The sequence below is a fragment of the Saccharopolyspora griseoalba genome (assembly GCF_042665275.1).
GTDB classification, from domain to species: domain Bacteria; phylum Actinomycetota; class Actinomycetes; order Mycobacteriales; family Pseudonocardiaceae; genus Saccharopolyspora; species Saccharopolyspora griseoalba.
Genome location: NZ_JBHTCJ010000014.1, coordinates 14,063 through 38,381, shown reverse-complemented (window position 1 = coordinate 38,381; position 24,319 = coordinate 14,063). Strand labels below are relative to the sequence as shown.

The following is a 24,319-nucleotide window of genomic DNA, read 5'->3' as shown; positions in this document are numbered from 1 at the left end:
GACGTTCCGGAGGCCCAGGGCGGGCCGACGCCTAGCGTCGGGACCGGGCTTTGCGGATGTACATGTCCCGATCTGCGGCGTCCAGCAACTCCACGCCGGAGATCGTCGAGGAGGTGGTGGCGGCGAGTCCGACGCTCGCCTGCAGGGAAACCCGGCGGCCCGACAAGACGACGTCGGCCCGGAGGCATCCCTCCACGCGGTCGCGAAGCGCTTCCGACGCCGCGAGATCGGTCACGCGGCTGACCACGACGAACTCGTCTCCCCCGAAGCGTGCCACGGTGTCGCTGGTCCGCGCGACGTGCAGCAGCGCGTCCGCCACCGAGATCAGGAGCTGATCGCCGACGGCGTGCCCGTGGCGGTCGTTCGTCTCCTTCAGCTTGTCCAGATCCACCAGCATCACGGCCAGCGCTCCCCCGTCGCGCGCTAGCTCCGCGATGGCGTGATCCAGCCGGTCGGCCAGCAGGGCGCGGTTGGCCAGTCCGGTCAACGGATCGTGCAGTGCCAGGTGAGCGAGGTGCTCGTCCGACATGCGCCGATCACCGATCTCCTCGTACTGGCCGACCACGTACAACGGCTCGCCCTCCGGCCCTGGGACCGCGCTGACCCGGACGAGCAGCCAGACCGGATGCCCGGCCTTGTGCCGGTAGCGGGTCTCCAAGCTCGCGCGGTCTATGCGCCCCGCGAAGACGTCGCTGAGCACCGGACTCGCCTCTTCGTCGGGGTACGTGAGATCGGCGGGACGCAGGTCCACCAGTTCGTCGTGGCTGTAACCGAGCAACTCGCACAAGGCAGCGTTGACCTCTGTCCAAACCCCGCGCGTGTCCAGCAGCGCCATCCCGATGGGGGCGTGGGCGAAGGTCCGCTGCCAGCGGATCGTGAACTCGTGCCGGGCTGTGACGTCCTGCGCGTGGGTGACGATGTAGAGCGGGCGGTCTTCGTCGTCCCGGATGACCGAGGCGGACAGCAGCAGCCAGATGACTCGTCCGTCGGAGCGCACGCATCGGAACTCGCGGGAGACCTCGCCCGAGGGCTCCGCGAGCACGTCGCCGATCATGTCGAGACCGGGCCTGTCGTCGGGGTGGACGAAGTCATGGCGGTGGTGCTGGACGATCTCGTCTCGCTCGTAGCCGAGGAGTCGGCACAGGGCCCGGTTGACGTAGAGGAAGCGCCCCTCGAGATCGAGCACCGTCATCGCGGACGCCGCCTGGTCGCACACGACCTGCCACGGAATCCGGTCCTTGCCACCCGACGAGGGCATAGCGCCGACGGTAGGCGGCCTCGCCCGAATGTCGACCGCGTTCATCCTTGTGAGTGAGTCGGCCCTCCGGCTGAGGGCGGCGAAGCCAGCGAGGACCCCGCGGTGCTCGCTCGAAGCCCGCGAGATCTTCCGGTCGGACGGGCCAACCGCGACGCGAAGTCGTTCGGCCCGCTCGTGCGCTCGCCCCGGGACCTGCAGGTCTGCAGCTCGCGCTGCTGCACCGCGGCCACCGAGACCGTCGCGGGCTCCGACCGTCTTCGTGACGCAGCAGCACGGGGTGCCGGTCGTCGGTCCGGTGCGTGGATTGGTCTTGGTGACGCACGTGCACCGATGATCTCGTTCGAGGGTTGTTGCAGCGCTGGGAGGGCGCAGCGATCGGCGCAGGCCGCCATCTCTATCCACTTCGGACGCCATGTCATCGATCGGCGAGCACTTCGCGGCGACCGGTCCCGCACCCGGCGCTGGTGGGGTCAGTCCGGCAGCGGCGTCTCGCGCAGCTTGTCCTTCTGGATCTTGCCCGAGCCGGTCCGCGGCAGGCGGTCGACGACGTCGACGTGCTGCGGGATCTTGTACTTGGCGAGGCGCGGGCGCAGGAAGTCGCGGAGCTCCTCGCGGGTCGGGGCCGCGCCGGGGCCGCAGACCACGAACGCCCGGCCGACCTCGCCCCACCGCGCGTCCGGGACGCCCACGACCGCGACCTCGGCGACCGCCGGGTGCTCGAAGATCGCGTTCTCCACCTCCGCCGGGTACACGTTCTCGCCGCCGGAGATGAACATGTCCTTGGCCCGGTCGACGACGTGGAGGTGGCCCTCCTCGTCGAGCTTGGCGATGTCGCCGGTGCGGAACCAGCCGTCCTCGGTGCGCGAGGCCGCGGTGGCCTCGGGGTTGCGCCAGTAGCCGGGGCTGACGTTGGGCCCCTCGACGAGCACCTCGCCCGGTTCGCCGGCCTCGGCGTCGGTCCCGTCGGGGCGGACCACGCGCACCCCGGCGAAGAACACCGGCACCCCCGCCGAGCCCACCTTGCGGCGGCTCTCGCCGGCTTCGAGGAAGGTCGCTCCGGGTGCGGTCTCGGTCATCCCGTAGCCCTGGCAGAACTCCAGACCGCGCGCCTGGTAGGTGCGGATCAGCGACTCGGGCACGGACGCTCCCCCGCTCATCACGATCCGCAACGAGGACAGGTCGGCGCCGGCCCAGCGCGGTGAGGCCGCCAGCTCGGCGAACATCGTGGTCACGCCGAACATCCAGGTGATCCCGCACTGCTCGATGTGGTCGTAGCAGGCGTCGACGTCGAATCCCGGCAGGATGACCGAGCGGGCGCCCTTGATGAAGGTGGGCAGCAGCGTCTGGTTCAGCGCCGCGACGTGGAACAGCGGCGCGGTGATCAGGGTGACCTCGTCGCTGGCCACGTCGCAGCCGACCAGCAGGTTGTAGGTGTTCCACACCAGGTTGCCGTGGGTGAGCATCGCGCCCTTCGGGCGCCCCGTGGTGCCCGAGGTGTAGAGGACGAGCGCGGTGTCGTCCAACCCGACCGCGACGTCGATCGGGCTGTCCGCGCCGCGGGCCAGCCACGGCTCGTACTCCAGCTCCCCCGGCGCCGGCTCGGCCAGCGCCACGACCTGGCGCGGCCGCTCGCCCAGCTCCCGCACCACCCGGGCGCACTCGGGAGCGTAGATCAGCACCTCGGCCCCCGAATCGGTCAGCACGTGCTCGACTTCCGGCGCGGCCAGGCGGAAGTTCGCCGGGACGAAGATCCCGCCCAGCAGGTGGGTGGCGAACATGGTCTCCACGAACGCCGGGTGGTTCGGACCGAGGTAGGAGACCCGCGCGCCCGGTCGCACCCCCGCCCGGCGCAGCTGGTGGGCGAGCTTGGTCGCGCGAGCGGCGAACTGGGCGTAGGTCGTGGACGCGCCGTCGAAGGTGAAGGCGGTGCGGTCCGGGGTCATCTGCGCACGTCGGGCGGGCCAGCCGCCCAGGCCGAGGTTGCGCATCAGAGCTTGCCCTCCTTCTCCGCTGCCGTGCCGGTTCGGGATGCGGCGGCCAGGTCGGATCGGCTGGTCTCCTGCAACGCCACGACGCACACGGCGGTCAGCGCGCAGAACGCGGTGATCGTGCCGGAGATCGCGGCGGTTCCGGCGCCCGCGCTCCGCAGCTGGGCGAACAGCACCGGGGCCAGGCCGCCGCCGAGCCCGGCGAGCTGGTACCCGAGCGAGGCGCCGGTGTAGCGGCTCCGGGTGCTGAACAGCTCGGTGTACAGCGCCGCCAGCGGCCCGTACATCATCGGGTGCAGCACGCCCTGGCCGAGCACCAGCGCGAGCACCAGCAGCGCACCGGACCCGCTGTCGACCATGGGGAACAGCGCGAAGCTGTAGGCGGCCATCGCCACCGCGCCCGCCAGCACGACCGGTCGCCTGCCGACCCGGTCGGACAGCGCCGACCACGCGATGATGCCGACCACCGCGCACGCCGAGGACAGCGTGATGGCGTTGAGCACGGTCTGCCTGCCGAACCCGGCCTGCACGCCGTAGGCCAGCACGAAGGTCGTCAGGGTGGACTGGGCGACGAAGGCCGACAGCCCGACGCCGACGCCCAGGGCGAGCTGCCGGGGGCGGTCGCGCAGCACCTCGATCACCGGCGTGCGGCGCGGCGCACCGCTCTCGCGCACCTCCTCGAAGAGCCGGGGCTCGGCGACCTTGAGCCGCACGAACAGCCCGAGCACCAGCAGCGCGACGCTGAGCAGGAACGGGACGCGCCAACCCCAGTCCAGGAACGCGTCCTCGCCGAACACCGCGGCCGACCCGGTGAGCACGGCGGTGGACAGCAGCATCCCGCAGGGCGCGCCGGCGTTGGTGAAGCTGGCCCACAGGCCGCGCCGGGTCGTGGCGTGCTCGGCGGACATCAGCACCGCGCCGCCCCACTCCCCGCCGACCGCGATGCCCTGCACGATCCGCAGCGCCACCAGGCCGACCGGGGCCCACGCGCCGATCTGCTGGTAGGTGGGCAGCAGGCCGATCAGCGAGCTGGCCACCCCCATGAGCACCATGGTCAGCACCAGCATGCGCTTGCGGCCGACCCGGTCGCCGAAGTGGCCGAAGACCAGCCCGCCCAGCGGTCGCGCCAGGTAGCCGGTGGCGAAGGTGCCGAAGCTGGCCACGGTGGCCACCAGCGGGTCGAGGTTGGTGAAGAACACCCGGTCGAACACGACCGCGGAGGCCGTGGCGTAGAGCAGGAAGTCGTAGTACTCGATCACGCTGCCCAGGAAGCTGGACGCGACCGCGCGTCTCAGCTGCACCGGGCTGCTCCTCGGATCTGGCATGCCGTAACCCTCGTCGTCGGGGCGCCACCGGCACCACGGATGGTTTGTCCACAGCGGACAGTGCGATTCGCTCGGTCAGCCGGCGAGGTCGTAGGGACGCGGATAGGGGGCGGGTTCGCGGTCGACGTAGGAGTGCTCGGCGCCGGGTTCGGCCGCCCGGGCGCGCGCGTTCATCGCTGCGGCCGCGGTGCTGCCCCAGCGCCCGCTGCCGATGCGGGATTCCAGCGCGCGCAGGGCCGCCATCTGCTCGCCGGTGGTGAAGGTGCAGTGGCCGGGGCGGTCGACGTGCGCCTGCCGCAGCAGCCGGGCGACGCCGGCCCGGTTCACCGCGTCGCGGTGGGCGCTGGTGACCTGCACCGGGACCAGGCCGTCGCCGGTGGTGTGGATGTCCAGCTGCGGCTTGGTCAGCTGCCCGGTGAAGGCCACGTTGCGGGTCATGTAGTCGACGGCTTCGGGATCGGCGCTGATGCGCGGGGCGTCCTCCAGCGCCGCCAGGTCGTCCTCGAGCGAGAGCCCGGCGGCTCCGTAGAGCGCGCGAACCTCGGTCGCGTGCGGCGACTTCGCGAGCATCGCGCGGTAGTCGACGCCGGTGTTCCAGGACATGTTGCCGCCCGCGCGGGATTCGGCCTCCTGACGCCACTCCACGGCCGTCGTCGGGAACCGGCGCAGGGCCTCGTACTGGTTGCGCTGCTGGGCGGCCCAATCGCGGTCGCCGGGTTCGGGCTGGCCGGGGTCGTTGTGCCCGGGGATGTTGTGCAGCGCGGCGGCGAGCGCGAGCCGCGCCCGACCCCGGGGGTCGGCCTGCGCGGCCTCGACCGCACCGGTCAGCGTTTCGGCCGCGCGGGCGGCCGCCTCCGGGCCCGGGAAGCCGGTCAGCGGCAGGTCGGCGTCCGGGCTCAGCAGGGTCTTGAGCGCGTGGGCCGCGTCGAGCGTGCTGTTCCAGTTGGCCACCCCGCCCTGCACCAGCCCGCACATCGACAGCGAACCGTCGATGCGCTCGGGCCGGCGCTCGGCGATGGTGGTGGTGACCAGCCCGCCGTAGGACCTGCCCCAGGCGATGGTGCGCCGGGCGGGCCCGAAGCGCTCGGCGAACTCGTCCAAGGTGGCCAGCTGGTCGGGAACCGCCTGCTCGACGGCCCATCCCGTGGTGGCGTAGGAGGAGCCGACGAGCGCGTAGCCCTCGCGCAGGGCGGCGGCCGCGACCTCGTCGGTCGGGGCGTTCTCGGCCGGGTTGGGCTCGCCGGAGGCCCGGTAGCCCAAGGCTGAACAGCAGCACGGTGCCGTTCCAGTCCTGCGGCACGTCCATGACCCAGCTCGCGCCGCTGGCCAGCTCGCCCTCGACGTGGGTGGGCGCGGCGACCGCGGCAGCGCTCGGAGCGCTCGCCAGCGCCACGGCCGCGACGACCGCGCAGGCCAGGATCGAGGGGCGTCGTCTCATGCGGACCTCCGCGGATCGCTCGGGCGTGGTGGCGGTGGGCGGATCGTGGTGCGGGCCGGTCTTCCGAACTCCTGCTGCGCGGCGGCGGGCTTCAGGCGAGGCCGAGCAGCTTCGCCGCGTTGTCCTTGAGGATCTTGGGCCGCACGTGCGGCTTCATCTCCAGCTGGTCGAAGTCCGCCATCCACCGGTCCGGGGTGATCACCGGGTAGTCGGAGCCGAACAGCACCTTGTCCTGCAGCAGCGAGTTGGCGTAGTGCACCAGCTGCGGCGGGAAGTACTTCGGCGACCACCCCGACAGGTCGATGTGCACGTGGGGCTTGTGCGTGGCCACCGCCAAGGCCTCGTCCTGCCAGGGGAACGACGGGTGGGCCAGGATGATGTGCAGCTCGGGGAAGTCCACGGCGACGTCGTCGACGAGCATCGGGTCGGCGTGCTTCATCCGGATCCCCCCGCCCCCGGGCACGCCCGCGCCGATGCCGGTCTGCCCGGTGTGGAACAGGGCGGGCACCCCGGCCTCCTCGATGGCCTCGTAGAGCGGGTAGGCCATCGGGTCGTTCGGCGAGAACGCCTGGATGCTGGGGTGGAACTTGAACCCGCGCACGCCGTGCTCGGCCACCAGCCTCCGGGCCTCGCGCACCCCGGACCTCCCCTTCCAGGGGTCGACGCTGGCGAACGGGATGAGCACGTCGGCGTGCTCGGCGCAGCTCTCGGCCACCTCCTCGTTGGAGATCCGCGGGTGCCCCGTGGCGTGCTCGGCGTCGACGGTGAACACCACCGCGGCCATCCGGCGCTCGCGGTAGTAGTCGGCCATCTCGTCGATGCTGGGCCGCCGGTGCCCGTGGGACCTGAAGTACTCCTCGGATGCGCCGAACAGCTCGGGCGAGAGCGACCCGTGGCCGCTCCTGGAGATCTCGGCGTGGGTGTGCACGTCGATCGCGACCAGGTCGTCGACATCCATGGTGCTCACGTCAGGCCTCCGGGGTCTGCGGTACGGGAATGCCGTAGGTCTCCGGCTCGGCGGTGCGCTCGGGATGCGAGCTGTCGAACGCGAAGCCAACATATGGCAGCTGAATGACGGGCGTCAATATTTTGCCCAACGTAGGACGGGACTACCCTGACCGGCGTGCCCCCCACCGCCGACGACGCGCTGACCTACTCAGCCCGACCGCAGTCGCTGATGCTCAGCTTCCTGGGCATTCACGCGCTGGGGCGCGACTCGGCCATCTCCTCCGGCAGCATCATCGAGGTCTTCGACCGCGTGGACGTCTCCGAGGAGGCGGTCCGCTCGACCCTCAGCCGGATGACCAGCCGCGGCCTGCTGACCCGGCACCGCAGGGGGCGTCGCGTCTACTTCGCCCTGACCGATCACGCCACCGGCGTGCTGGCCGACGGCGAGCGGCGCGTGTGGGAGACCGGCGCGGTGAACCGGACGTGGGACGGCAACTGGACCCTGGTCGGCTTCTCGCTGCCCGACAGCAGGCGCAGCGACCGGCACGACCTGCGCTCGAAGCTGATCTGGGCCGGGTTCGGGATGCTGCAGAACGGGCTGTGGGTCGCCCCCGGGATCAAGGAGGTCGCGCCGATCGTCGACGAGCTCGGGCTCGGCGACCACGTCACGGTCTTCACCGCCCAGCACGCCAAGCCCACCGAGTCCGCCGACCTCGCGCGGCGGGCCTTCGACGTCGAGGCCATCGCCGACCGCTACCGCGCCTTCCTCGCCCGCTGGGACGATGACGATCCGCTGCCCTCGGCCCCGGACGACCTCGCCCGCCAACTGGTCCTGCACACGGACTGGCTGCAGCTGGTCCGCCAGGACCCCCACCTGCCCGCCGAGCACCTCGACGCCGACTGGCCGGCGATCCGCGCCGAAACCGTCTTCCGCCAGCTGGCCAACCACTACGACCCCGCAGCTGCCCGCATCGCGGAATCCCTGCTCGACGAGATCCCGGTGTCTGGCGGCGTGGCCTAGAACCGCCAGACACCGGGGCGAGCCCGCGGCGGTTGCGCATCTCCTCCCGGCTCAGCGTTGATCCACGGCGACGACTCCGTCGTCGAGCAAGCGCTGGACGTGTTCCTCAGCGATTCCCACTTCGGTCAGGACCTCGCGGGTGTGCTGGCCGAGCAGCGGTGCCGGCTCGGGAGCGCGCGGGGCCGTTCCGAGGTCAACGGGACAGCGGGCCAGGCGGACCCGCCCCACACCGGGTTGCTCGACGGTGTGGAAGAAATCGGTGGCGGTCAGCTGCGGGTCGGTGAAGAGGTCCTCGATCGCGTTGACGGGACCGTGCGGAATGTCGGCCCGTTCGAAGGCCTCGCTCCACTCCGCCGATGTTCGCATGAGCATCGCCTCGGCGAGCAGGCCGTAGAGCTCGTCGATGTGCCGCGTCCGGCCGCCGATGTCCCGGAAGCGGGGATCCGCGGCGAGATCGGGACGGTCGATCATCTCGAAGAACGCGGTCCAGTGCTTGTCGGCGTACATCATGACCGCGAGGTGGCCGTCCTTGGTGGCGTAGGGCCTGCGGTGCGGCGAGTCCGTCCTGGGGTACCCCGTGGGGCCGGTGGGAGGATCTCCGAGCCACCCGCCCTGCCTCTCGAGCAGCATGAACGAGGCCATGCCCTCGAACATCGGGATCTCCACCGGGCGCCCGGCGCCGTCGACCTCGCGGGCGCGAAGCGCCGCGCACGCCGCTGCCGCGCCGTAGATGCCCATCACCTTGTCCGACGCCGCCGAGCGCCAGTAATCCGGCTCACCACCGGCGGCCGCCTGGGCGTCGGCGACACCGCTGGCCGCTTGGATCACGTCGTCGTAGGCCGGTCGGTCGGCGTAGGGACCGCCCGCACCATAACCGCGGAAGGCGCACACGATCAGCTCCGGGTTGACCTCGCGCAGCGATTCCCAAGTGATCCCGAGCCGTTCCGCTGCGGGTGGGCGGATGTTGTGTACCAGCACGTCCGACGCGCGCACCAGGACGTGGAGCACATCGCGAGCGGCTGGCGCCTTGAGGTCGACCGCGAGCGAACGCTTGCCGCGGTTCGCGTTGATGAAGATCGGGCCAGCACCGCTGCCCGCCGAATCGCCCACCCCGCGCACCTGGTCCCCGCTGAGAGCTTCCACCTTGATGACGTCGGCTCCCCACTCGGCGAGGATCTGGGCGGCGTAGGGGCCCATGAACACCGTGGAGAGGTCGAGCACCCGGATTCCGGCAAGCGGTGCGCCGATCATCGCCGCACCGCCGGGGTCGCGTCCGCGGCCGGTGCACCGATCACCACGTCCCACAGGGCGCGCGGGCGCGAGCGCGCGGTCTCTCCCAGGAAGCGGTCCCAGTCGCGCGTGGTGCCGAACTCGCCGCGCCAGTCGAGCGCGGGCAGCGTGAACAGCTGCAGCGGATGCTCCTGAGTGGTGCCGATCGCACCGTGCGCCTGGTGCGCGTTGCGCACGACCACCGAAGTCGCGTGCCCGACGCAAGAGCGGGCCGCGGCGACCTTGGTCGCCGAAGCAGACCCGGCGAGGCCGGTTTCGGCGGCGTCGAGAACCGCAGCCTCCACCGAGGCGCGCGCGAGCGCGGCTTCGGCCGCCGCGTCGGCCACCAGGTGTTGCACCGCTTGGAACTTCGCGAGCGGCCGTCCGAATTGGACCCGTGCGGTGGTGTGCTCCACGCACATGTCGACCGCCTTGTCCAGCGCCGCGGCAGCTTGCACCGCTCGTGCCAGCGCCCCGCGTAGGACCAGCTCGTCCAGCAACGCACCGGCGGTGGTGGCTTCCAGGACGGCGGCATTCGGCAGGTCGGCCTCGAGTTGCAAGTCGGCGCGCGGCTGACCGGAGTTGGTCGGCACGGGCTTGACGGTCGCGCGTTCGGCGAGCGCTCCGGGCGCGAGCTCGGTCACCGCGAGCGCGCCGTCCGCGCGGCGGGCGGCGACGACCACCGGAATCGAACCGAGCCAGGGCACGGCACGCGCGGTGCCTGCTGGGTCGACGACCGCGATCGTGCGGGGCGTCCTCGGGTCGTCGGGCAGTCGTCCGGCCACCCGCAGCACCCACTGGGCAAGCAGGTCGCTCTCAGCCAGGGGGAGGTGCCTCGCCGCCGCGGCGCTCTCGCCCAGCAGGACGGCTGCTTCCAGCCAGCCCGCGCCGGATCCGCCGCGTTCCTCCGGGGTGGTGAGCGCGGTGAACCCGAGCCGGCTCAGCTCCTCCCACAGCTCGGTGTCGAAGCCGATTCCGGCGGCGGCCTGGTCGTGGCGAGCCGTGACATCGCCGCCGAGCACGTCGCGCAGAACCTCGCGCAGATCCTCGTTCGCGGTGGTCGGTTTCATCAGCGCATCCCCAATCCGCGTGCGATGACGCCTCGGAGGATCTCGTTGGTACCGCCCCGCAGGGTGAAACCCGGCCGTTGCTGCACGGCGAGCCTGGTCAGCGCAGCGGTCTCGCCGGGAGCTCCGGTCGGGGTGGCGAGGTCGGCCAGGTCGGCGATGTCGCCCTCCAAAGTCGTGCCGAGCACCTTGACCAGCGCCGCGGGAACGTCCGCGCGCTCGCCGCGCTGCAGCGCCGCGGCGATGGACAACGACATCTGGTGCAATCCGGCGAGACGGCCCGCGATGCGACCGGTTTCGGCCACATCACTGCGATCTCGGGCCACCGCTTCGGCGAGCCGGTAGGTGGACAGGAAGCGCTCCGGACCGGAGCGCTCGAAGGCGAGCTCGGAGGTGACCTGGTGCCATCCTTCCCCCAGCGCGCCGACCAGGTGCTCGTCGGGGACGAAGACCCCGTCGAGGAACACCTCGTTGAAGTGGTGCGCGCCGTTGGCGGATACGACCGGACGAACTTCCACGCCGGGCGCGGTCAACTCGATCAGCAGCTGACTCAGGCCGGCGTGCCGGTCGATCCGCCCGCCGGATTCCTCCGGCGGCGCGGTGCGCACGAGCGCGATGAAGGCGTCTGCGACGTGGCCGCCGGAGGTCCACAACTTGGTGCCTCGCACCCGCCAGCCACCGTCGGCCCGCTCAGCGCGGGTTCGCACGCTCGCCAGGTCGGAGCCGGAATCGGGCTCGCTCATCCCGATGCCGAAGAAGACCTCGCCCGCGGTGATCCGCGGCAGGTACTCCTGCTTGAGCCGTTCGCTGCCGTAGCGCAGCAGCGTCGGCGCGACCTGGCGGTCGGCGATCCAGTGCGCTGCGACCGGAGCGCCGGCGGCGAGGAGTTCCTCGGTGACCACGAACCGCTCCAGGAAGGTCCGGCCATGACCGCCGTACTCGGCCGGGATGGTCATGCCGAGCCAGCCGCGGCGGGCGAGCGCGGCGGTGAACGCCGGATCCCACCCGCCCAGCCAGCCGTCCACGGTCGGGTCGTAGGCACCGGCCGCCAGCTGCTCGTCGAGGAAGGCGCGGACTTCGCGGCGCAGCCCGCTCAAGTCGTCGTCCTCGCGGATCGGTGGTGACATCAGGGACGGCATGGCCCTCCTGCACGAAACCCGGGACAAAGGTACGTAAATACGTAACCGGTACGTTAGGTGGTGGCACCACCGAGGTCAACGGGCCTTCCTGCCGACCGGAGCGGCGGGCTGGTGCGGGAAGATGTCGGGCGCGCGCAGCGGAAGGAGTGACATGGAGGAGTCCGAGCGGCCGACGCACGTCCGGCCGCGACACCGGATGATCGACCGCGTCGCGGCGATCCTGGAGGCCGTCGCGCGCTCCGACGGCCTTTCGCTCACCGAGATCGCGCGCAAGGTCGAAGCGCCGGTGTCCTCGGTCCAGGGCCTGGTCAACGGGCTGGTGGCCAGCGGCTACCTCGACGAGAGGGCGCGCACCTACCGGCTCGGCGTCGCGCCGTACTTCCTCAACCTGCTCGCCGGGCGCGGCGCGGTCAACCGGATCGTCCACGACGACCTGGTCGAGCTGCACGCCGAGACCGACAGCACCACGGTGGTCCTCGGCGTGGCCGTGGGCCCGGACGTCGTCTACATCGACCACCGCTCGACCGATCCTCGCACCGAGTACCTGGCCAAGCGCTTCTTCCGCCGGTCGCTGATCCGCACCTCCACCGGCTGGGTGCTTCTGGCGGACTGGGAACAACGCGACCTGTGGGCGTACCTGGAAACCCTCGCCCCGGACGACGAGGAGCGGATCCACCAGTTCCTGGCCAGGCTGGAGGAGATTCGCGAGACGGGCGTCGCGATGCTGCCGGGCGCGGCCGAGGACGCGGAGATCGACGGCATCTCGGTACCCGTGTGGGAGCGCGGTCGGGTCGTCGCCGCGGTCGGCGTCGTGGGCCCGCGCGAAGTGCTGCTGCCGCGCCAGGACGAGATCGTCGCCGCCCTGCACGAGCACTCGGCGCGCTGGCACGCCCGCGACTGATCACCACGCGCACGACCGTTGACATGTAGCCCGAATCACACGTAGCTTACCTGAACTTCTTCTCTTACTTATTTACGTATTTTGCGACGTAAATAGGGGGTTCGATGGTGTTCAGGTGTTCCACTCGAAGACGGCGGTGGACCGCGGCCGCGCTGGCCGCGGGAGTCCTGCTCGGCGGGACGCTCACCGGTTGCGGACCGGCCCGGCCACCCGCCGACCAGGGCTCCGTGGTCCTGCGCATCGGTGACAGCTTCCCCGCCAGCCACCCGATCGACGAGGGAGGCGTGATCCCGTTCCGGGAGTACCTCGAACGCCACGGGCCCGCAGTGGGCCTCGACGTGGAGTACTTCGCCAACGGGCAGATGGGCGAGCAGCGCGACATGCCGACCCTGCTGCGCAAGGGCGTCCTCGACCTGGCGCCCGTCTCGCCCGGCTACGTCGGCTCAGAGCTGCCGATGTCGAACGTCGGGGACCTCCCCGGGCTGGCCTCCGACCCGTGCACGGGCGCGGATGCGGTGCTCGACGCGATGAGTCCGGGCAAGACGCTGTTCGAGGAGGAGCTGCGGCCGCACGGCGTCCGCCCGCTGTGGGTAGCCCTCATCACCGACTACGAGGTGCTGGGGACCAAACACCCGATCGAGCGTCCGGAGCAAGCCGCGGGTCGGCTGCTGCGCAGCACCGGCGGCGTCGCCGACCGAGTGGTCGACCACGTCGGCGCCTCCGGGGTGTCGATGCCGCTCGGCGAGCTCTTCGAAGCCCTCTCGCGCGACACCGTCGACGGCACGGTGGCAAGCCCGGTCAGCATCGCTTCCTACAAGCTCGGCGAGGTGCTCGACTTCGCGACCTCGGGTGCCCAGCTGGGGTCCTTCACCGTCACCTTCTCGGTCGGCGAGGGCGTCTGGCAGCGCCTGACCCCCGACCAGCAGCGGGTGCTGCGCGAGGCGGCCGCGGTGGCCCAGGACGGCGTGTGCCGCAAGCTGACCGAGGAAGGCGAGACGGCGGTCGCCGAGATGCGCGGCCAGGGCGTCGAGCTCGTGGAGATCGGCCCCCGGCAGCGATCGGCTTGGAACGCCGTGGCCGAACCCGTTCAGCAGAGCTGGGCGTCGGACCTCGAGTCCATCGGGATGCCCGGGCACCGGGTGCTCGCCGAATTCCGGCGGTCGCTGGCCGAAGCCGAGCAGGCGAGCCGAGGTGAGAACTGATGAACGCCCACCGCGAAGAGGAGCTCCTCGATGCGGTCGTCCCCACCACCGCGATCCGCGTCGGCCCACGGCCTGGGACCGCGGTGCCGACCACCGCCGGATTCCGCTCCGCCGACCACCCCCACCTGGACCGGGTGCAGAACTCGATCTCGGGGATCTGCGCCGCCCTCGCCGGTATGTCCCTGGTGGCCATCACCGCGCTGACGGTCACCGAGGTCGTCATGCGCGGGCTGCTCGACCGGCCGTTGGGCTGGAACGTCGGTTTCGTGGAGCAGTACCTGATGATGGCGATGGCCTTCTTCGGCATCGTCACCGCCTACCGCACCGGCGCGCACATCGCGGTATCCACGCTGCACGGCCGCCTTCCCGGTCCGGCCCAGAAGCTCACGATCCTGTTGGGGCAGCTCGTCATCGCGGTCGCCCTCGGCTGGCTGCTGGTGGCGGGCGTCGACTCCGTGGCGTTCTCGTCGAGCACCGGCGAGCAACCGGTGCCCGGCTCCGCGGACCTGCCCTGGCCGTCCTGGTTGTGGAAGTCGATCATGCCGCTGGCCGCCGTGCTCGGGCTCGTCGTCGTGCTCATCGACCTCTACCGCGAGCTCAGCTCGCCCTGGAGCGCGCCGAGCACCGACCACGCACCCGGCGACGTGGAGCGCGAAGCCGCCGTCTCCGGAGGGGATGACGGCCGATGACCGCCCTGCTGTTCACCGCACTGCTGCTCGTGCTCATCATGCTGCGTGTGCCGGTCTCGTTCGCCGTGCTGCTCACCGGGATCCTCGGGCTCCTGCACCTCGGAACAGGTCAGCAGACCATCGGGGTGCTCGAGACCGCGGCGCCGAGCTCGGTGATGAGCTACACGCTGTCGGCCGCACCGCTGTTCGTGTTCATGGCTCACCTGATCCTGATGTCTGGCCTGGTCGACGCGCTGTTCAGCGCGGCCAGGGTCTTGGTCGGGAGAGTTCGCGGCGGCACCGCGGTGGCCTCGGTCGCCGCCGGCACCGCCTTCGCCGCGGTGTCCGGTTCCAGCACGGCATCGGCCGCGACCCTCGCGTCGACGTCCTCGGACCAGCTCGTCCGGGACGGCTACGCACCGCGCACCGCGACCGGTCTGATCGCGGTGGTGGGCACGCTGGCAGCGATGATCCCGCCCAGCGTGATCCTCGTCTTCTACGCGATCACAGCCGAGGAGAGCGTCGGCGACACGATCGTCGCGGCGGTGACGCCCGGTCTGCTGGTCGCGCTGGCGCTCGTCGGTGCTCTCTACCTGCTGGTCGCGTTGCGCCCTCACGACGTCCCGCGCGGCGAGGCCTCCACGCTGGCCGCCAAGTCCAGGGCGCTGCTGCCCGCGCTGCCGATCCTGGTCCTCTTCGGAGCTGTCGTCGGCGCGATCTACACCGGGGTTGCCACGCCGACGGAGGCAGCCGCCATCGGGTGCCTCGCGGCCTTCGTGCTCGCCGCGCTGCGCGGACGGGTCAACGGTCCCGCACTGACCAAGGCCGTGGTGGACACGGTCAAGACCAGCGCGATGATCTTCGCGGTGATCATCGGTGCGGAGGTCTTCGGCCACTTCCTCACCGAAACCCGGGTCGCCGACTCGCTGGTCGCAGCGATCAGCGGACTCGCCTTGCCCGCTGCCGTGATCATGCTGATGATCGGAGCGGTCTACGTCGTGCTCGGGTTCTTCATGGACCAGATCGCGATCATCGCCCTGACCGTTCCGGTGGTGCTGCCCATCGTCACCGAGCTCGGGTACGACCCGATCTGGTTCGGCATCTTCGTGGTGCTGCTCGCCGAGGTCGGCATGGTCAGCCCGCCGATGGGCCTCAACGTCTTCGTGGTCTCCCGGGTCACCGGGCGGGCGCCCGGCGAGGTGTTCCGCGGCGCATTGCCCTTCGCGGGCGCGATCCTGATGATCGGAATCCTGCTCGTCCTCTTCCCCGAGCTCGTGCTCTGGGTGCTCGAATGATCGCTTTGTTGGAGGAACCCGTCCCATGACCGACCCGCTGCTCGTCGAGCGCACCGACCACGTCGAGACCTGGACGATCGACCTGCCCGACCAGCGCAACCCGATCTCCGGATCGGAGATGATCGAGGCGTTCGAGTCCAACGCCCGGCGGATCCGGCAAGACCTCGCCGTGCGCTGCGTCGTGCTCACCGGTGCGGGCAAGGCCTTCTCCGCGGGCGGCAACGTCACCGACATGCGCGAGAAGCACGGCATGTTCAGCGGCAACCCCTGGCAGCTGCGCAACGGCTACCGCGATGGCATCCAGCGCATCCCGATGGCTCTCGCCGAGTGCGAAGTTCCCCTGGTGGCCGCGATCAACGGGCCCGCGGTCGGCGCGGGATGCGATCTGGCGATGATGTGCGACCTGCGGGTGGCCTCGGCCAACGCCTGGTTCGCTGAATCCTTCGTGCAGCTGGGCATCATCCCCGGCGACGGAGGTGCCTGGTTCCTCACCCACGCCGTCGGGCCGCAGCGCGCCGCGGAGATGGCGCTCACCGGGGACCGCGTCGATGCCGCGACGGCCTTGGAGTGGGGCATGGTCGCGCGGGTCGTGGAGCCGGAGCACCTGCTCGACGAGGCGCGCGCGCTGGCCGCCCGGATCGCCAAGAACCCTCCGCACGCCACCCGCATGGCCAAGCGGCTGCTGCGGGAGTCCCGCACGGCGGGCCTGCGCGAGGTGCTGGAGCTCTCCGCGACCATGCAGGCCGTTGCGCACCACACCGACGACCACGCCGAGGCGATGGACGCGATCCGGGAGAAGCGCTCCGGCAACTTCGAAGGCCGCTGAGCGGCCGAGCCCGCACCCGACGCGCACCGCGCCCAGGGGCCTCCTCTCGCCGGAAGTCCCGCAGCGCGGTGCGCTGCGGGACTTCCGGCGAGAAGGGAACTCAAGCCCCGTCGCGGACCGCTCCGGATTCGGCGAGGGCCGTGATCTCGTCGTCCGGGTAGCCCAGTCGCGCGAGGACGCGCCGGGTGTCGGCACCGAGTTCGCGGGGTGCCACGCGCACTTCGCCCGGAGTCCGGGTCAACTTGATCGGGATGCCGATGCCCCGGTAGTCGTCGCGCTCCACCACCATCTCGCGATGCAGCACCTGGGGATCGGTCAGCGCCTCGCCGACCTCGTGCACCGGCGTGGCCGGCACACCCCGCACCCGCAGGGATTCACCGAGTTCGCGACGGTCGCTCTCGGCGATGCGGGCGGCGAGCAGCTCACGCAGGCGTGCCACGTTGCGGACGCGGTCTGCGTTGGTGGCGAAGCGCGGATCCCCGGCCAGCTCGGGCATCCCGAGGACCTCGACGAGGGCGCGGAACTGCCGGTCGTTGCCACCGCTGATGAAGATCAGCCCATCGCGAGCCGCGAAGCTGTCGTAGGGTGCGATGGAGGGGTGCGCGGACCCGCTGCGCTGGGGCGCCGCACCGGATGCCAGCCAGGCCGCCGAATGGGGGTGCAGCAGCGAGACCGCGGTATCCAGCAGCGCGCAGTCGACCACCTGCCCGCGCCCGGTGTCGCGCCGCTCGTGCAGGGCGAGCAGCACCCCGGCGAAGGCGTGCAGCCCGGTTACCATGTCCACCAACGGAACGCCGACCCGCAGCGGTGGCCCTTCGGCTTCGCCGTTGGTGCTCATCAACCCGCCGTACGCCTGCAGGATCGCGTCGTATCCGGGCGTCCCGCCCATCGGGCCGTCGGTGCCGAAACCGGTGATGCGGCAGTGCACGAGAGCCGGGAAGCGCTCGGCGATCACCTCGTCCGGGTAACCCCACTTCGCCAGGGTGCCCGCGTTGAAGTTCTCCACCACCACGTCGGCCCCGGCCATCAGCTCGCCGAGCACGCGCTGCCCCTGCGCGGTGGCGAGGTTCAGGCAGATGTTGTCCTTGTTCCGGTTGATCCCGGTGTAGTAGGCGGCCGTGCCGCCTGCGAAAGGCGGCCCCCAGCCCCGGGTGTCGTCGCCCGACGGGGCTTCGATCTTGATCACCTCGGCGCCGTGGTCGGCGAGCATCTGCGCGCACAGCGGCCCGGCCAGGACGCGCGAGAGGTCCAGAACCCGTACCCCGCGCAGGCTTCCGGTGGATTCGGCTGCGTTCACCGTTCCTCCTAGTAGGACTTCGGCAGGCCGAGAACGTGCGAGGCGACGTAGTTGAGCACCATCTCCTGGCTGACCGGCGCCAGACGCAGGATGCGCGCCTCTCGGAAGTAGCGCTCCACGTGGTACTCGCGGGCGTAGCCCATCCCGCCATGGGTCTGGATCGCCTGGTCGGCGGCCTGGAAACCGGCCTCGGCGCACAACCACTTGGCCATGTTGGCTTCCCGCCCGCAGGAGAGGCCCTCGTCGTAGCGCCGGGCTGCGTTTCGAGCCATCAGCTCGGCGGCATCCAGCCGGGTCGCGGCCTCGGCGAGCGGGAAGGCGACGCCCTGGTTCTGCCCGATGGGCCGATCGAACACGACGCGCTCCTTCGCGTAGCGCACCGCGCGATCCAGCGCCGCGCGCCCGATGCCGAGCGCTTCGTGGGCCAGCAGGATCCTCTCGGGATTGAGCCCGTCGAGCAGGTAGGTGAAACCCTCCCCCTCGGCACCGATGCGAGCGCTCTCCGGAACGAACAGGTCGTCGATGACCACCTCGCAGGAGGCGACCGCGTTGCGGCCGAGCTTCGGTATCGGGGTCAGGTGAACGTGCTCGGGGTCGATGTCGATCAGGAAGAGCGACATCCCGCCCGTCGGCTTGGACACCTCGTCGCGGCTCGTGGTCCGCGCGATGAGCACCATCTTCTGCGAGTCGGCGGCCTTGGTGATCCACACCTTGCGGCCGTTGACGCGGTAGCCGCCGTCGATGCGCTCGGCGAAGGTCGAGATGCGCGTGGTGTCGGTACCCGCATCCGGCTCGGTGACGCCGAAGCAGACGTGCAGCGAACCGTCGGCGGCCGCGGGAAGGACCTCCTCCCGCAGCTGTTCGCCGCCGTGCTTCACGATGGTGTTCAGACCGAAGATCGTCAGGTGCATCGTGCTGCAGCCGTTCATTCCGGCCCCGGAGGCGGCGACCTCCTCCAGCAGCAGCGCGGCTTCCAGGACGCCCAGGCCTCCTCCGCCGTAGTGCTCGGGGATGGCGATGCCCAACCAGCCGCCTTCGGCGAAGGCCCGGTAGAACTCCCGCGGAAACCGGTTCTGCTCATCGCACTCGGACCAGTACTCGTCGGGGAAGGACCTGGCGAGCTCACGCGCACCGGCCCGCAGCGCCCGCTGATCGGTGGACAGTTCGAAGTGCACCTGACCCCCCGGTTATGTTCTTATATGTGAACATGGCGTCGGATATGCAGACACGATCCTCGGTGCGAACCAGCGCTGTCAACCCGCGGTCGCCGGCGGATCGAACCGATCAACGTCCTCGAGAGGGGAAGCGCACCATGCCAACAGCAGACCTGGGGCCTCCCAAGGCGCACCGCACGGTCTCGCGCGTCACGACGATCCTGGAGCTCGCGGCGGCCGACCGCTCCGGCGTCCGCCTCGCCGAACTCGCCGCAGCCCTCGACGCACCCCGGTCATCGATCCACGGTCTGGTCAAAGGACTGGTGGCCACCGGCTACTTGCGCGAGGAAGCCGGGACGTACCGCATCGGCCCCGCGATCAACGCGCTGCTGGGCGCCGCCGCGCCCACCGTGGCCGAGGCCGCGCGCCCGGCAATGCGGGAGCTGCACCGCCGCTTCGACGAAACGGTCATGCTGGCTACCCCCGTCGGGGATTCGGTCGTCTACACCGAGACGATCGAATCCACCCACCCGCTCCGCTACTCGGCCCCGCTGCGCACCAGACGTCCGCTGCACCCGACCAGCTCGGGCAAGTGCTTCCTGGCCTTCGGCACCGAAGCCTTCCGGGAACTCCACCTCGCTTCCCACGTCCCCGAGCCCGCCCAGCAGGAACGTCTGCGGGCACAGCTCGACGAGGTCGGGCGGGCCGGCGTGGCGGTCAACCGCGGCGAAACCCTTCCCGACCAGAGCGGGGTCGGAGCGCCGATCCACGAGAACGGCGCGGTGGTGGCCGCGATCGCGGTAGCGGGACCCACGAACCGCCTCACCGAGGTCATCGCAGACGTGGCTGCAGCAACCAAGGAGGCGGCCGACCAGGTCACGGCCGCCCTAGCCGGGCACCGCTGACGGCACTACTGCAACGGGACCGGCAGCCGGGCGGTGGACCACGACGCGGGTGGGCGCGATCGACGCGGGAATCGCGCGGTCGCGCGCGTCACCCGGGAACTCGGGAACGAAGCGCCGCGCCCGCGCGCGAGCAGGCCGGCCACCGAGGAGCGTCCTTGCAGCACTCGGGCCACCGGGTCGGCTCCCCGAGAAGTCACCGCAACACGCATCGTCCCTCCGGCACGCCGCCGGACCGTTCGAACCGTGATATCAGTTGACCTCGCACTGCCGGGGGCTGGCGGGATCGATCGAGGCGCGAGTCCCGCGCGGTCGGGCTGGACCGGCCGTCGCACCACCTCATTGAGACGATTGATCGGCGGGCGAGGCCGTCCGTGAACGACGAGGCAGCACGACCGGTTCAGACTGCCGGGAAGGAACGCATGAGCAGCAACCCCGATCCGCACGAGCCCCAGGCGCCGCGACGACCCCGCCTGCTGCGGGCCGAAGGACCTCGCCGCTCCGAGGTCGCGCCGGTCGAGCTGTTCTTCGACCTGGTCTACGTCTTCGCGATCGTCCAGATCTCGCACACGCTGCTGGACCACCTCACCTGGCTCGGCTTCCTGCAGGTCGCCGTCCTCTTCGGAGCCGTGTGGTGGGCCTGGAACTACTCGGCGTGGGCGATGAACTGGCTGGATCCGCACAGCGGTGCGGTCCGGGTCCTCAACGGACTGCTGATGCTGGCGGCGCTGGGCATGTCGCTCGCGCTGCCGCACGCCTTCGCCGAGGACGGACTGCTGTTCGCCGCCTGCTACGTGGCCGCGCAGGTCGGTCGCCCGGCGTTCATGGCGATCGCCATGCGCGGGCACGTGCTGTCCAAGAACTACACGAACCTGCTGGCCTGGAGCGCCTCGGCGGGAGCGCTCTTCCTCGTCGGCGCGTTCCTCGAACCCGGACCGCGGCTGGTCGTGTGGCTGGTCGCCCTGATCGTCGACGTGGCGGCACCGCGGTTCCAGTTCCGCTTCCCCGGCCTGGGCTCGGCGCCGATGCACACCTGGCCCACCGACCCGGAGCACCTCGCCGAGCGCAACCGCGGCGTGTTCATCATCGCGCTCGGCGAATCCATCCTGATCATGGGCTTCACCCTCGCCGAGCTCGACCCGATCCCGGCGCGCGCGGTCGTGGCCGCGCTGCTCGGCTTCGTCGGCCTGTTCGTGCTGTGGTGGGCCTACTTCGCGCTGGCCGGTCAGGACACGCAGGCCAGCCGCGGGGACGCGAGCACTCGTTCGCTGCGCTCGGCCTTCGCCTACGCGCACGCGCTGATGGTGGCGGGCGCGATCGTCGTGGCCGTCTCGATCGAGCTGCGCATCAGCCACGCCGAGAGCTCCCCCGCCGTGGTCCTTACCACCGTGGGCGGTCCGCTGATCTACCTGGTGGGCAACATCCTGTTCCTGCGCTCGCGGACCGGGTCGGTCGCCCGAGCCCGCTACGTCGCGGCGGCGGCGCTGATCGTGGTCGGTGTCGTCGGCCTCGCCGCCGGCCACGCCGCGCCGTCGCTGGTCATCGGACTGGCCACGGTGGCGGTCATGGGCACGCTCGCCGTGGTCACCCAGGTCACGGCCAAGCAGACCGCGGACTGACCGGGCGGCCGCTGCCGGTGCCGCCGGTGCCGGCCACCCGGCTCACGCGGTGCCCGGCTCCTGGAGTTCGAACGCGGCCGCGTAGGTGGTGCCGAACAGCTCCCCAGCCCGCTCGGCGTTGCCGAGGACGTGGTCGACCGACCACTTCTCGCCGCCGAGGGCGTCGAGGTAGGCGCGGTGCTCGCGGAGGGCGGCCAGGCCGGCGTCGATCGTGGCGGTCACGTCGACCGCGTGGTCGATCTCCGGCGAGTCGGCGATGGCGATCCAGCGCAACCGCGGGAAGTCGTGCTCGCGCGCGCACTGCAGCACCGCGTGGCCGGTGTTGCGGTGGTCGTCGGAGTTGCCGCCGCCGAAGGCCCAGCGGGCGTGGTGGTTGAGCAGCACGATCAGCTCGGGATCGCGGCGCGCGACGGCCTCGGCGATCGCGCGCCGCAGCTCGGGGGTGTTGCGGATCGCCGAGTCGGGGAAGCCGAGGAACTCCAGGTCCTCCACCCCGACGTGGGCTGCGGCGGCCCGCTCCTCCCGCTCCCGCAGCGGGCCCGCTCGCTCGGGCGGGGTGCCTTCGATCCCGGCCTCGCCGCTGGTGACGAAGAGGTAGGAGACCTCCCGACCGAGCCCGGTCCAGCGCGCGACGGCGGCCGCCGGACCGTATTCCAGATCGTCGGGGTGGGCCATCACGCACACGGCCCGGGACCACTCCTCCGGGAAGGGCTGCAGCGAGCTCATGGACCCATGGTGCGCGCGGTGCCCGCGCGAGCGCAGCAGCGCCGCGCGGGCACCGGGGCGATCAGGTGAACAGGCCCACCAGCTGGTCGTAGGCGACGTAGACGAACAGCATCACGCACAGGCCGAGGAAGAAGTTCGACAACCACCCCGAACGCCCCTGCGCGGGAACCCGGCTGGAGTTGAGCAGGAACAGCAGCGTGCCCGCCAGGAACGGCATGAACAGCGCGCCGAGCACCCCGTAGGTCACCGTCAGCAGGAACGGCTTGTCCAGGAACAGCAGCGCCATGGGCGGGAAGGTCAGCCACAGCACGTAGCCGCGGTAGGCCGGGCTGCTGGTCAGGCCGGCGTGCGACTCGGCCGAGGACTCCGCGTCCTTGGGCAGCCGGATCGTGCGCCACCAGTCGCCGAAGAGCAGGCTCACGCCGTTCCACACGCCGATCAGCGACGAGAACGACACCGCGAAGAACCCGATCAGGAACGGGATCCTGGCCCACTGGCCGTAGTCGGCGGCGAGCGTGTCGCCGAGGATGAGCAGGCCCTCGTCGTCGTCGACGACGCGGTGCCCGGCCAGCAGCTCGGCGCCGACGACGAGCATCGCGACCACGAAGATGCCGGTGGTGACGTAGCCGACCGCGTTGTCGGTGCGCATCATCGGCAGCCAGCGCGGGCCTCGCCAGCCCTTGGCGAAGGTCCAGTAGCCGTAGGCGGCCATCGTGATGGTGCCGCCGACGCCGCCGACCAGGCCGAGCATGTAGGCCAGCGAGCCCTCGGGCAGCTTCGGCACGAACCCGGAGAACACGTCGCCGATGTTGGGCGCCACCAGGACGGCGGTGCCCACCACCGTCACGAACATGACCCCGACGAGCACGGTCATGACCTTCTCCAGCACGGCGTAGCGGCCGAACCACACCAGCAGGAAGCCGGCCAGCCCGCACAGCATCGCCCAGTACCGCACCGACAGCCCGGGGAACAGCGCGTTCAGCGGCAGCCCCGAGGCCGACATCGCGGTGGCGCCGTAGGAGAAGCCCCAGACGACGGCGTAGGCGCCGAAGTACCACAGCACCCACTTGCCCAGCGTGCGCCATCCGGTGAGCAGGGTCTGCCCGGACGCGAGGTGCCAGCGGCCGACCGCTTCGCCGAGCGCGAGCTTGAACGCCGCGCCGAGAACCACCGCCCACATCAGCGCGTAGCCGAACCTCGAACCGGCCACCATGGTCGCGACGAGGTCGCCGGCGCCAACGCCGGTGGCAGCGGCCATGATCCCCGGTCCGATCTGGCGGACGCGCTGCCTCCAGTTCTCCGGCGGCGCTCCGATGTTCGGGTCCTGTTCGGTCGACATGAGCGGACGATAACGGCGCGAAGGCCTGCGGGAAACACTCGCGACGGTCACGACCTGGACAAGTCGCGATGGCGGCCGTCGATCGGAACCGCCGTTCCCGTCACCACGACGCGCGGGTCGTCGGGATCGACCGCGACCTCCAGCTCGCTGCGCCGTCCCATGTCCTCGCCCTGCACGATCAGGAAGCGGTCGACCCCGGCCCCCAGCGCGCGCAGGTATCCGCCGAAGGCAGCGGCCGCCGCGCCGGTGGCCGGGTCCTCGACGACGCCGCCGACCGGGAACGGGTTGCGCGAGTGGAACACCTCGTCGCTCTCCCGCCAGATCAGCTGGACGGTGGTCCAGCCCCGCTCGGTCATCACGCCCTCGAGCGCGTCGAAGTCGTAGTCGAGGTCGGCCAGGCGCTGCCTGGTGCGCGCCACCAGGACCAGGTGGTCGTTGCCGGCGAAGGCGACGTGCGGCGGGTAGGCCTCGTCGAGGTCGTCGAGGTCCCACCGCAGCGCGCGGAGCGCTTCGCCCAGCTCGGCGCTGCCTGCCGGGCGGCTGCTGCTGGGCACGCTGCGGAGCCCGGCGCGCACAGAGCCGTCCGCCCGCGCGGTGCTGACCGCGATCTCCCCGGCCCGCGTGTCGAACACCAGCTCGCCGGGGCCGGTGCGCTCGGCGAGGGCGACCGCGGTGGCGATGGTCGCGTGCCCGCAGAAGGCCACCTCGGCCAGCGGGCTGAAGAACCGGACCGCGTACCGCCGCGGTCCGACGGCTCGGGCGAAGGCCGTCTCCGAGTACCCGATCTCCGCGGCGATGTCCTGCATGCGGGCGTCGTCGAGATCGTCTGCGTCCAGCACCACTCCGGCCGGGTTGCCGCCCGCGGGGTCGCGGGTGAAGGCGGTGTAGCGATGAGTTCGAGGCATGCGTCCACTCTCGCCCCCGCGCGCCGATTCGC

At 71.2% G+C, this 24,319-nt stretch carries 21 protein-coding genes; 8 read left to right on the top strand and 13 right to left on the bottom strand.

Annotation, left to right across the window (positions count from 1 at the left end):
- Positions 1-31 precede the first annotated feature (31 nt).
- The 5 genes from ACFQRI_RS22500 to ACFQRI_RS22480 all read right to left on the bottom strand — a co-directional run bounded on the left by ACFQRI_RS22500 (position 32) and on the right by ACFQRI_RS22480 (position 6,967).
- The gene (locus ACFQRI_RS22500) at positions 32-1,303 is read right to left on the bottom strand and encodes a PAS domain S-box protein (protein ID WP_380671744.1); all 1,272 of its coding nucleotides are present in this window, start codon (positions 1,301-1,303) and stop codon (positions 32-34) included.
- 425 nt (positions 1,304-1,728) lie between these two features.
- Positions 1,729-3,246, bottom strand: a complete 1,518-nt coding sequence (locus tag ACFQRI_RS22495) for an acyl-CoA synthetase (RefSeq protein ID WP_380671742.1) — start codon at positions 3,244-3,246, stop codon at positions 1,729-1,731.
- On the bottom strand, positions 3,246-4,571 hold the full coding sequence (locus tag ACFQRI_RS22490) for an MFS transporter (protein WP_380671740.1): 1,326 nt from the start codon (positions 4,569-4,571) through the stop codon (positions 3,246-3,248). The genes ACFQRI_RS22495 and ACFQRI_RS22490 overlap by 1 nt, the downstream gene beginning before the upstream one ends.
- A 75-nt stretch (positions 4,572-4,646) precedes the next feature.
- On the bottom strand, positions 4,647-5,939 hold the full coding sequence (locus ACFQRI_RS22485; protein ID WP_380671896.1) for a DUF6351 family protein: 1,293 nt from the start codon (positions 5,937-5,939) through the stop codon (positions 4,647-4,649).
- Between the two features lie 161 nt (positions 5,940-6,100).
- Entirely contained in the window at positions 6,101-6,967 is an 867-nt protein-coding gene (locus tag ACFQRI_RS22480; protein ID WP_380671894.1) for an amidohydrolase family protein, read from the bottom strand.
- 165 nt (positions 6,968-7,132) lie between these two features.
- Here ACFQRI_RS22480 and ACFQRI_RS22475 point away from each other — a divergent pair, with 165 nt between their 5' ends.
- Complete coding sequence (locus ACFQRI_RS22475) at positions 7,133-7,978, top strand: PaaX family transcriptional regulator (protein WP_380671739.1); 846 nt, start codon at positions 7,133-7,135, stop codon at positions 7,976-7,978.
- Positions 7,979-8,029: 51 nt separating this feature from the next.
- Here the strand turns inward: ACFQRI_RS22475 and ACFQRI_RS22470 are convergent, their stop codons facing one another.
- From ACFQRI_RS22470 to ACFQRI_RS22460, 3 genes are read right to left on the bottom strand one after another with little or no spacing between them, the layout of a single operon-like run.
- Entirely contained in the window at positions 8,030-9,229 is a 1,200-nt protein-coding gene (locus tag ACFQRI_RS22470) for a CaiB/BaiF CoA transferase family protein (protein ID WP_380671737.1), read from the bottom strand.
- Positions 9,226-10,317 carry an acyl-CoA dehydrogenase family protein gene (locus tag ACFQRI_RS22465; RefSeq protein ID WP_380671735.1) on the bottom strand — a complete coding sequence of 364 codons (1,092 nt, stop codon included), beginning with the start codon at positions 10,315-10,317 and terminating at the stop codon, positions 9,226-9,228. Before ACFQRI_RS22465 ends, ACFQRI_RS22470 begins: the two co-directional genes overlap by 4 nt.
- Positions 10,317-11,453 carry an acyl-CoA dehydrogenase family protein gene (locus ACFQRI_RS22460; protein ID WP_380671733.1) on the bottom strand — a complete coding sequence of 379 codons (1,137 nt, stop codon included), beginning with the start codon at positions 11,451-11,453 and terminating at the stop codon, positions 10,317-10,319. The genes ACFQRI_RS22465 and ACFQRI_RS22460 overlap by 1 nt, the downstream gene beginning before the upstream one ends.
- A gap of 151 nt (positions 11,454-11,604) precedes the next feature.
- Between ACFQRI_RS22460 and ACFQRI_RS22455 the strand changes: the two genes are divergently transcribed.
- From ACFQRI_RS22455 to ACFQRI_RS22435, 5 genes are all read left to right on the top strand, one after another.
- Positions 11,605-12,354: an IclR family transcriptional regulator domain-containing protein gene (locus ACFQRI_RS22455; protein WP_380671731.1), complete on the top strand. Its 750-nt coding sequence runs from the start codon at positions 11,605-11,607 to the stop codon at positions 12,352-12,354.
- Between the two features lie 104 nt (positions 12,355-12,458).
- Positions 12,459-13,556 carry a TRAP transporter substrate-binding protein DctP gene (dctP, locus tag ACFQRI_RS22450; protein WP_380671729.1) on the top strand — a complete coding sequence of 366 codons (1,098 nt, stop codon included), beginning with the start codon at positions 12,459-12,461 and terminating at the stop codon, positions 13,554-13,556.
- On the top strand, positions 13,556-14,245 hold the full coding sequence (locus ACFQRI_RS22445) for a TRAP transporter small permease (protein WP_380671727.1): 690 nt from the start codon (positions 13,556-13,558) through the stop codon (positions 14,243-14,245). The genes dctP and ACFQRI_RS22445 overlap by 1 nt, the downstream gene beginning before the upstream one ends.
- Positions 14,242-15,519: a TRAP transporter large permease gene (locus tag ACFQRI_RS22440; RefSeq protein ID WP_380671725.1), complete on the top strand. Its 1,278-nt coding sequence runs from the start codon at positions 14,242-14,244 to the stop codon at positions 15,517-15,519. The genes ACFQRI_RS22445 and ACFQRI_RS22440 overlap by 4 nt, the downstream gene beginning before the upstream one ends.
- Positions 15,520-15,544: 25 nt before the next feature.
- On the top strand, positions 15,545-16,345 hold the full coding sequence (locus tag ACFQRI_RS22435; RefSeq protein WP_380671723.1) for a crotonase/enoyl-CoA hydratase family protein: 801 nt from the start codon (positions 15,545-15,547) through the stop codon (positions 16,343-16,345).
- Between the two features lie 100 nt (positions 16,346-16,445).
- Here ACFQRI_RS22435 and ACFQRI_RS22430 read toward each other — a convergent pair whose 3' ends face one another.
- Together ACFQRI_RS22430 and ACFQRI_RS22425 are read right to left on the bottom strand one after the other, a co-directional pair.
- Positions 16,446-17,642: a CaiB/BaiF CoA transferase family protein gene (locus ACFQRI_RS22430; protein ID WP_380671721.1), complete on the bottom strand. Its 1,197-nt coding sequence runs from the start codon at positions 17,640-17,642 to the stop codon at positions 16,446-16,448.
- Positions 17,643-17,650: 8 nt separating this feature from the next.
- Complete coding sequence (locus tag ACFQRI_RS22425) at positions 17,651-18,817, bottom strand: acyl-CoA dehydrogenase family protein (protein WP_380671719.1); 1,167 nt, start codon at positions 18,815-18,817, stop codon at positions 17,651-17,653.
- A 137-nt stretch (positions 18,818-18,954) separates the two neighbouring features.
- On the opposite strand from ACFQRI_RS22425, the gene ACFQRI_RS22420 reads away from it, so the two are divergent.
- Positions 18,955-19,701 (top strand): IclR family transcriptional regulator, encoded by a 747-nt coding sequence (locus tag ACFQRI_RS22420; protein WP_380671717.1) that lies wholly within the window; start codon positions 18,955-18,957, stop codon positions 19,699-19,701.
- Positions 19,702-20,120: 419 nt separating this feature from the next.
- A complete protein-coding gene (locus ACFQRI_RS22415; RefSeq protein ID WP_380671715.1) occupies positions 20,121-21,317 on the top strand; it encodes a low temperature requirement protein A in 1,197 nt (398 codons plus the stop codon).
- Between the two features lie 42 nt (positions 21,318-21,359).
- Here ACFQRI_RS22415 and ACFQRI_RS22410 read toward each other — a convergent pair whose 3' ends face one another.
- The 3 genes from ACFQRI_RS22410 to ACFQRI_RS22400 all read right to left on the bottom strand — a co-directional run bounded on the left by ACFQRI_RS22410 (position 21,360) and on the right by ACFQRI_RS22400 (position 24,287).
- Positions 21,360-22,043 (bottom strand): PIG-L deacetylase family protein, encoded by a 684-nt coding sequence (locus ACFQRI_RS22410; protein ID WP_380671714.1) that lies wholly within the window; start codon positions 22,041-22,043, stop codon positions 21,360-21,362.
- Between the two features lie 61 nt (positions 22,044-22,104).
- Complete coding sequence (locus ACFQRI_RS22405; RefSeq protein WP_380671713.1) at positions 22,105-23,382, bottom strand: Nramp family divalent metal transporter; 1,278 nt, start codon at positions 23,380-23,382, stop codon at positions 22,105-22,107.
- Between the two features lie 47 nt (positions 23,383-23,429).
- Entirely contained in the window at positions 23,430-24,287 is an 858-nt protein-coding gene (locus ACFQRI_RS22400) for a PhzF family phenazine biosynthesis isomerase (RefSeq protein ID WP_380671712.1), read from the bottom strand.
- Positions 24,288-24,319: the final 32 nt, after the last annotated feature.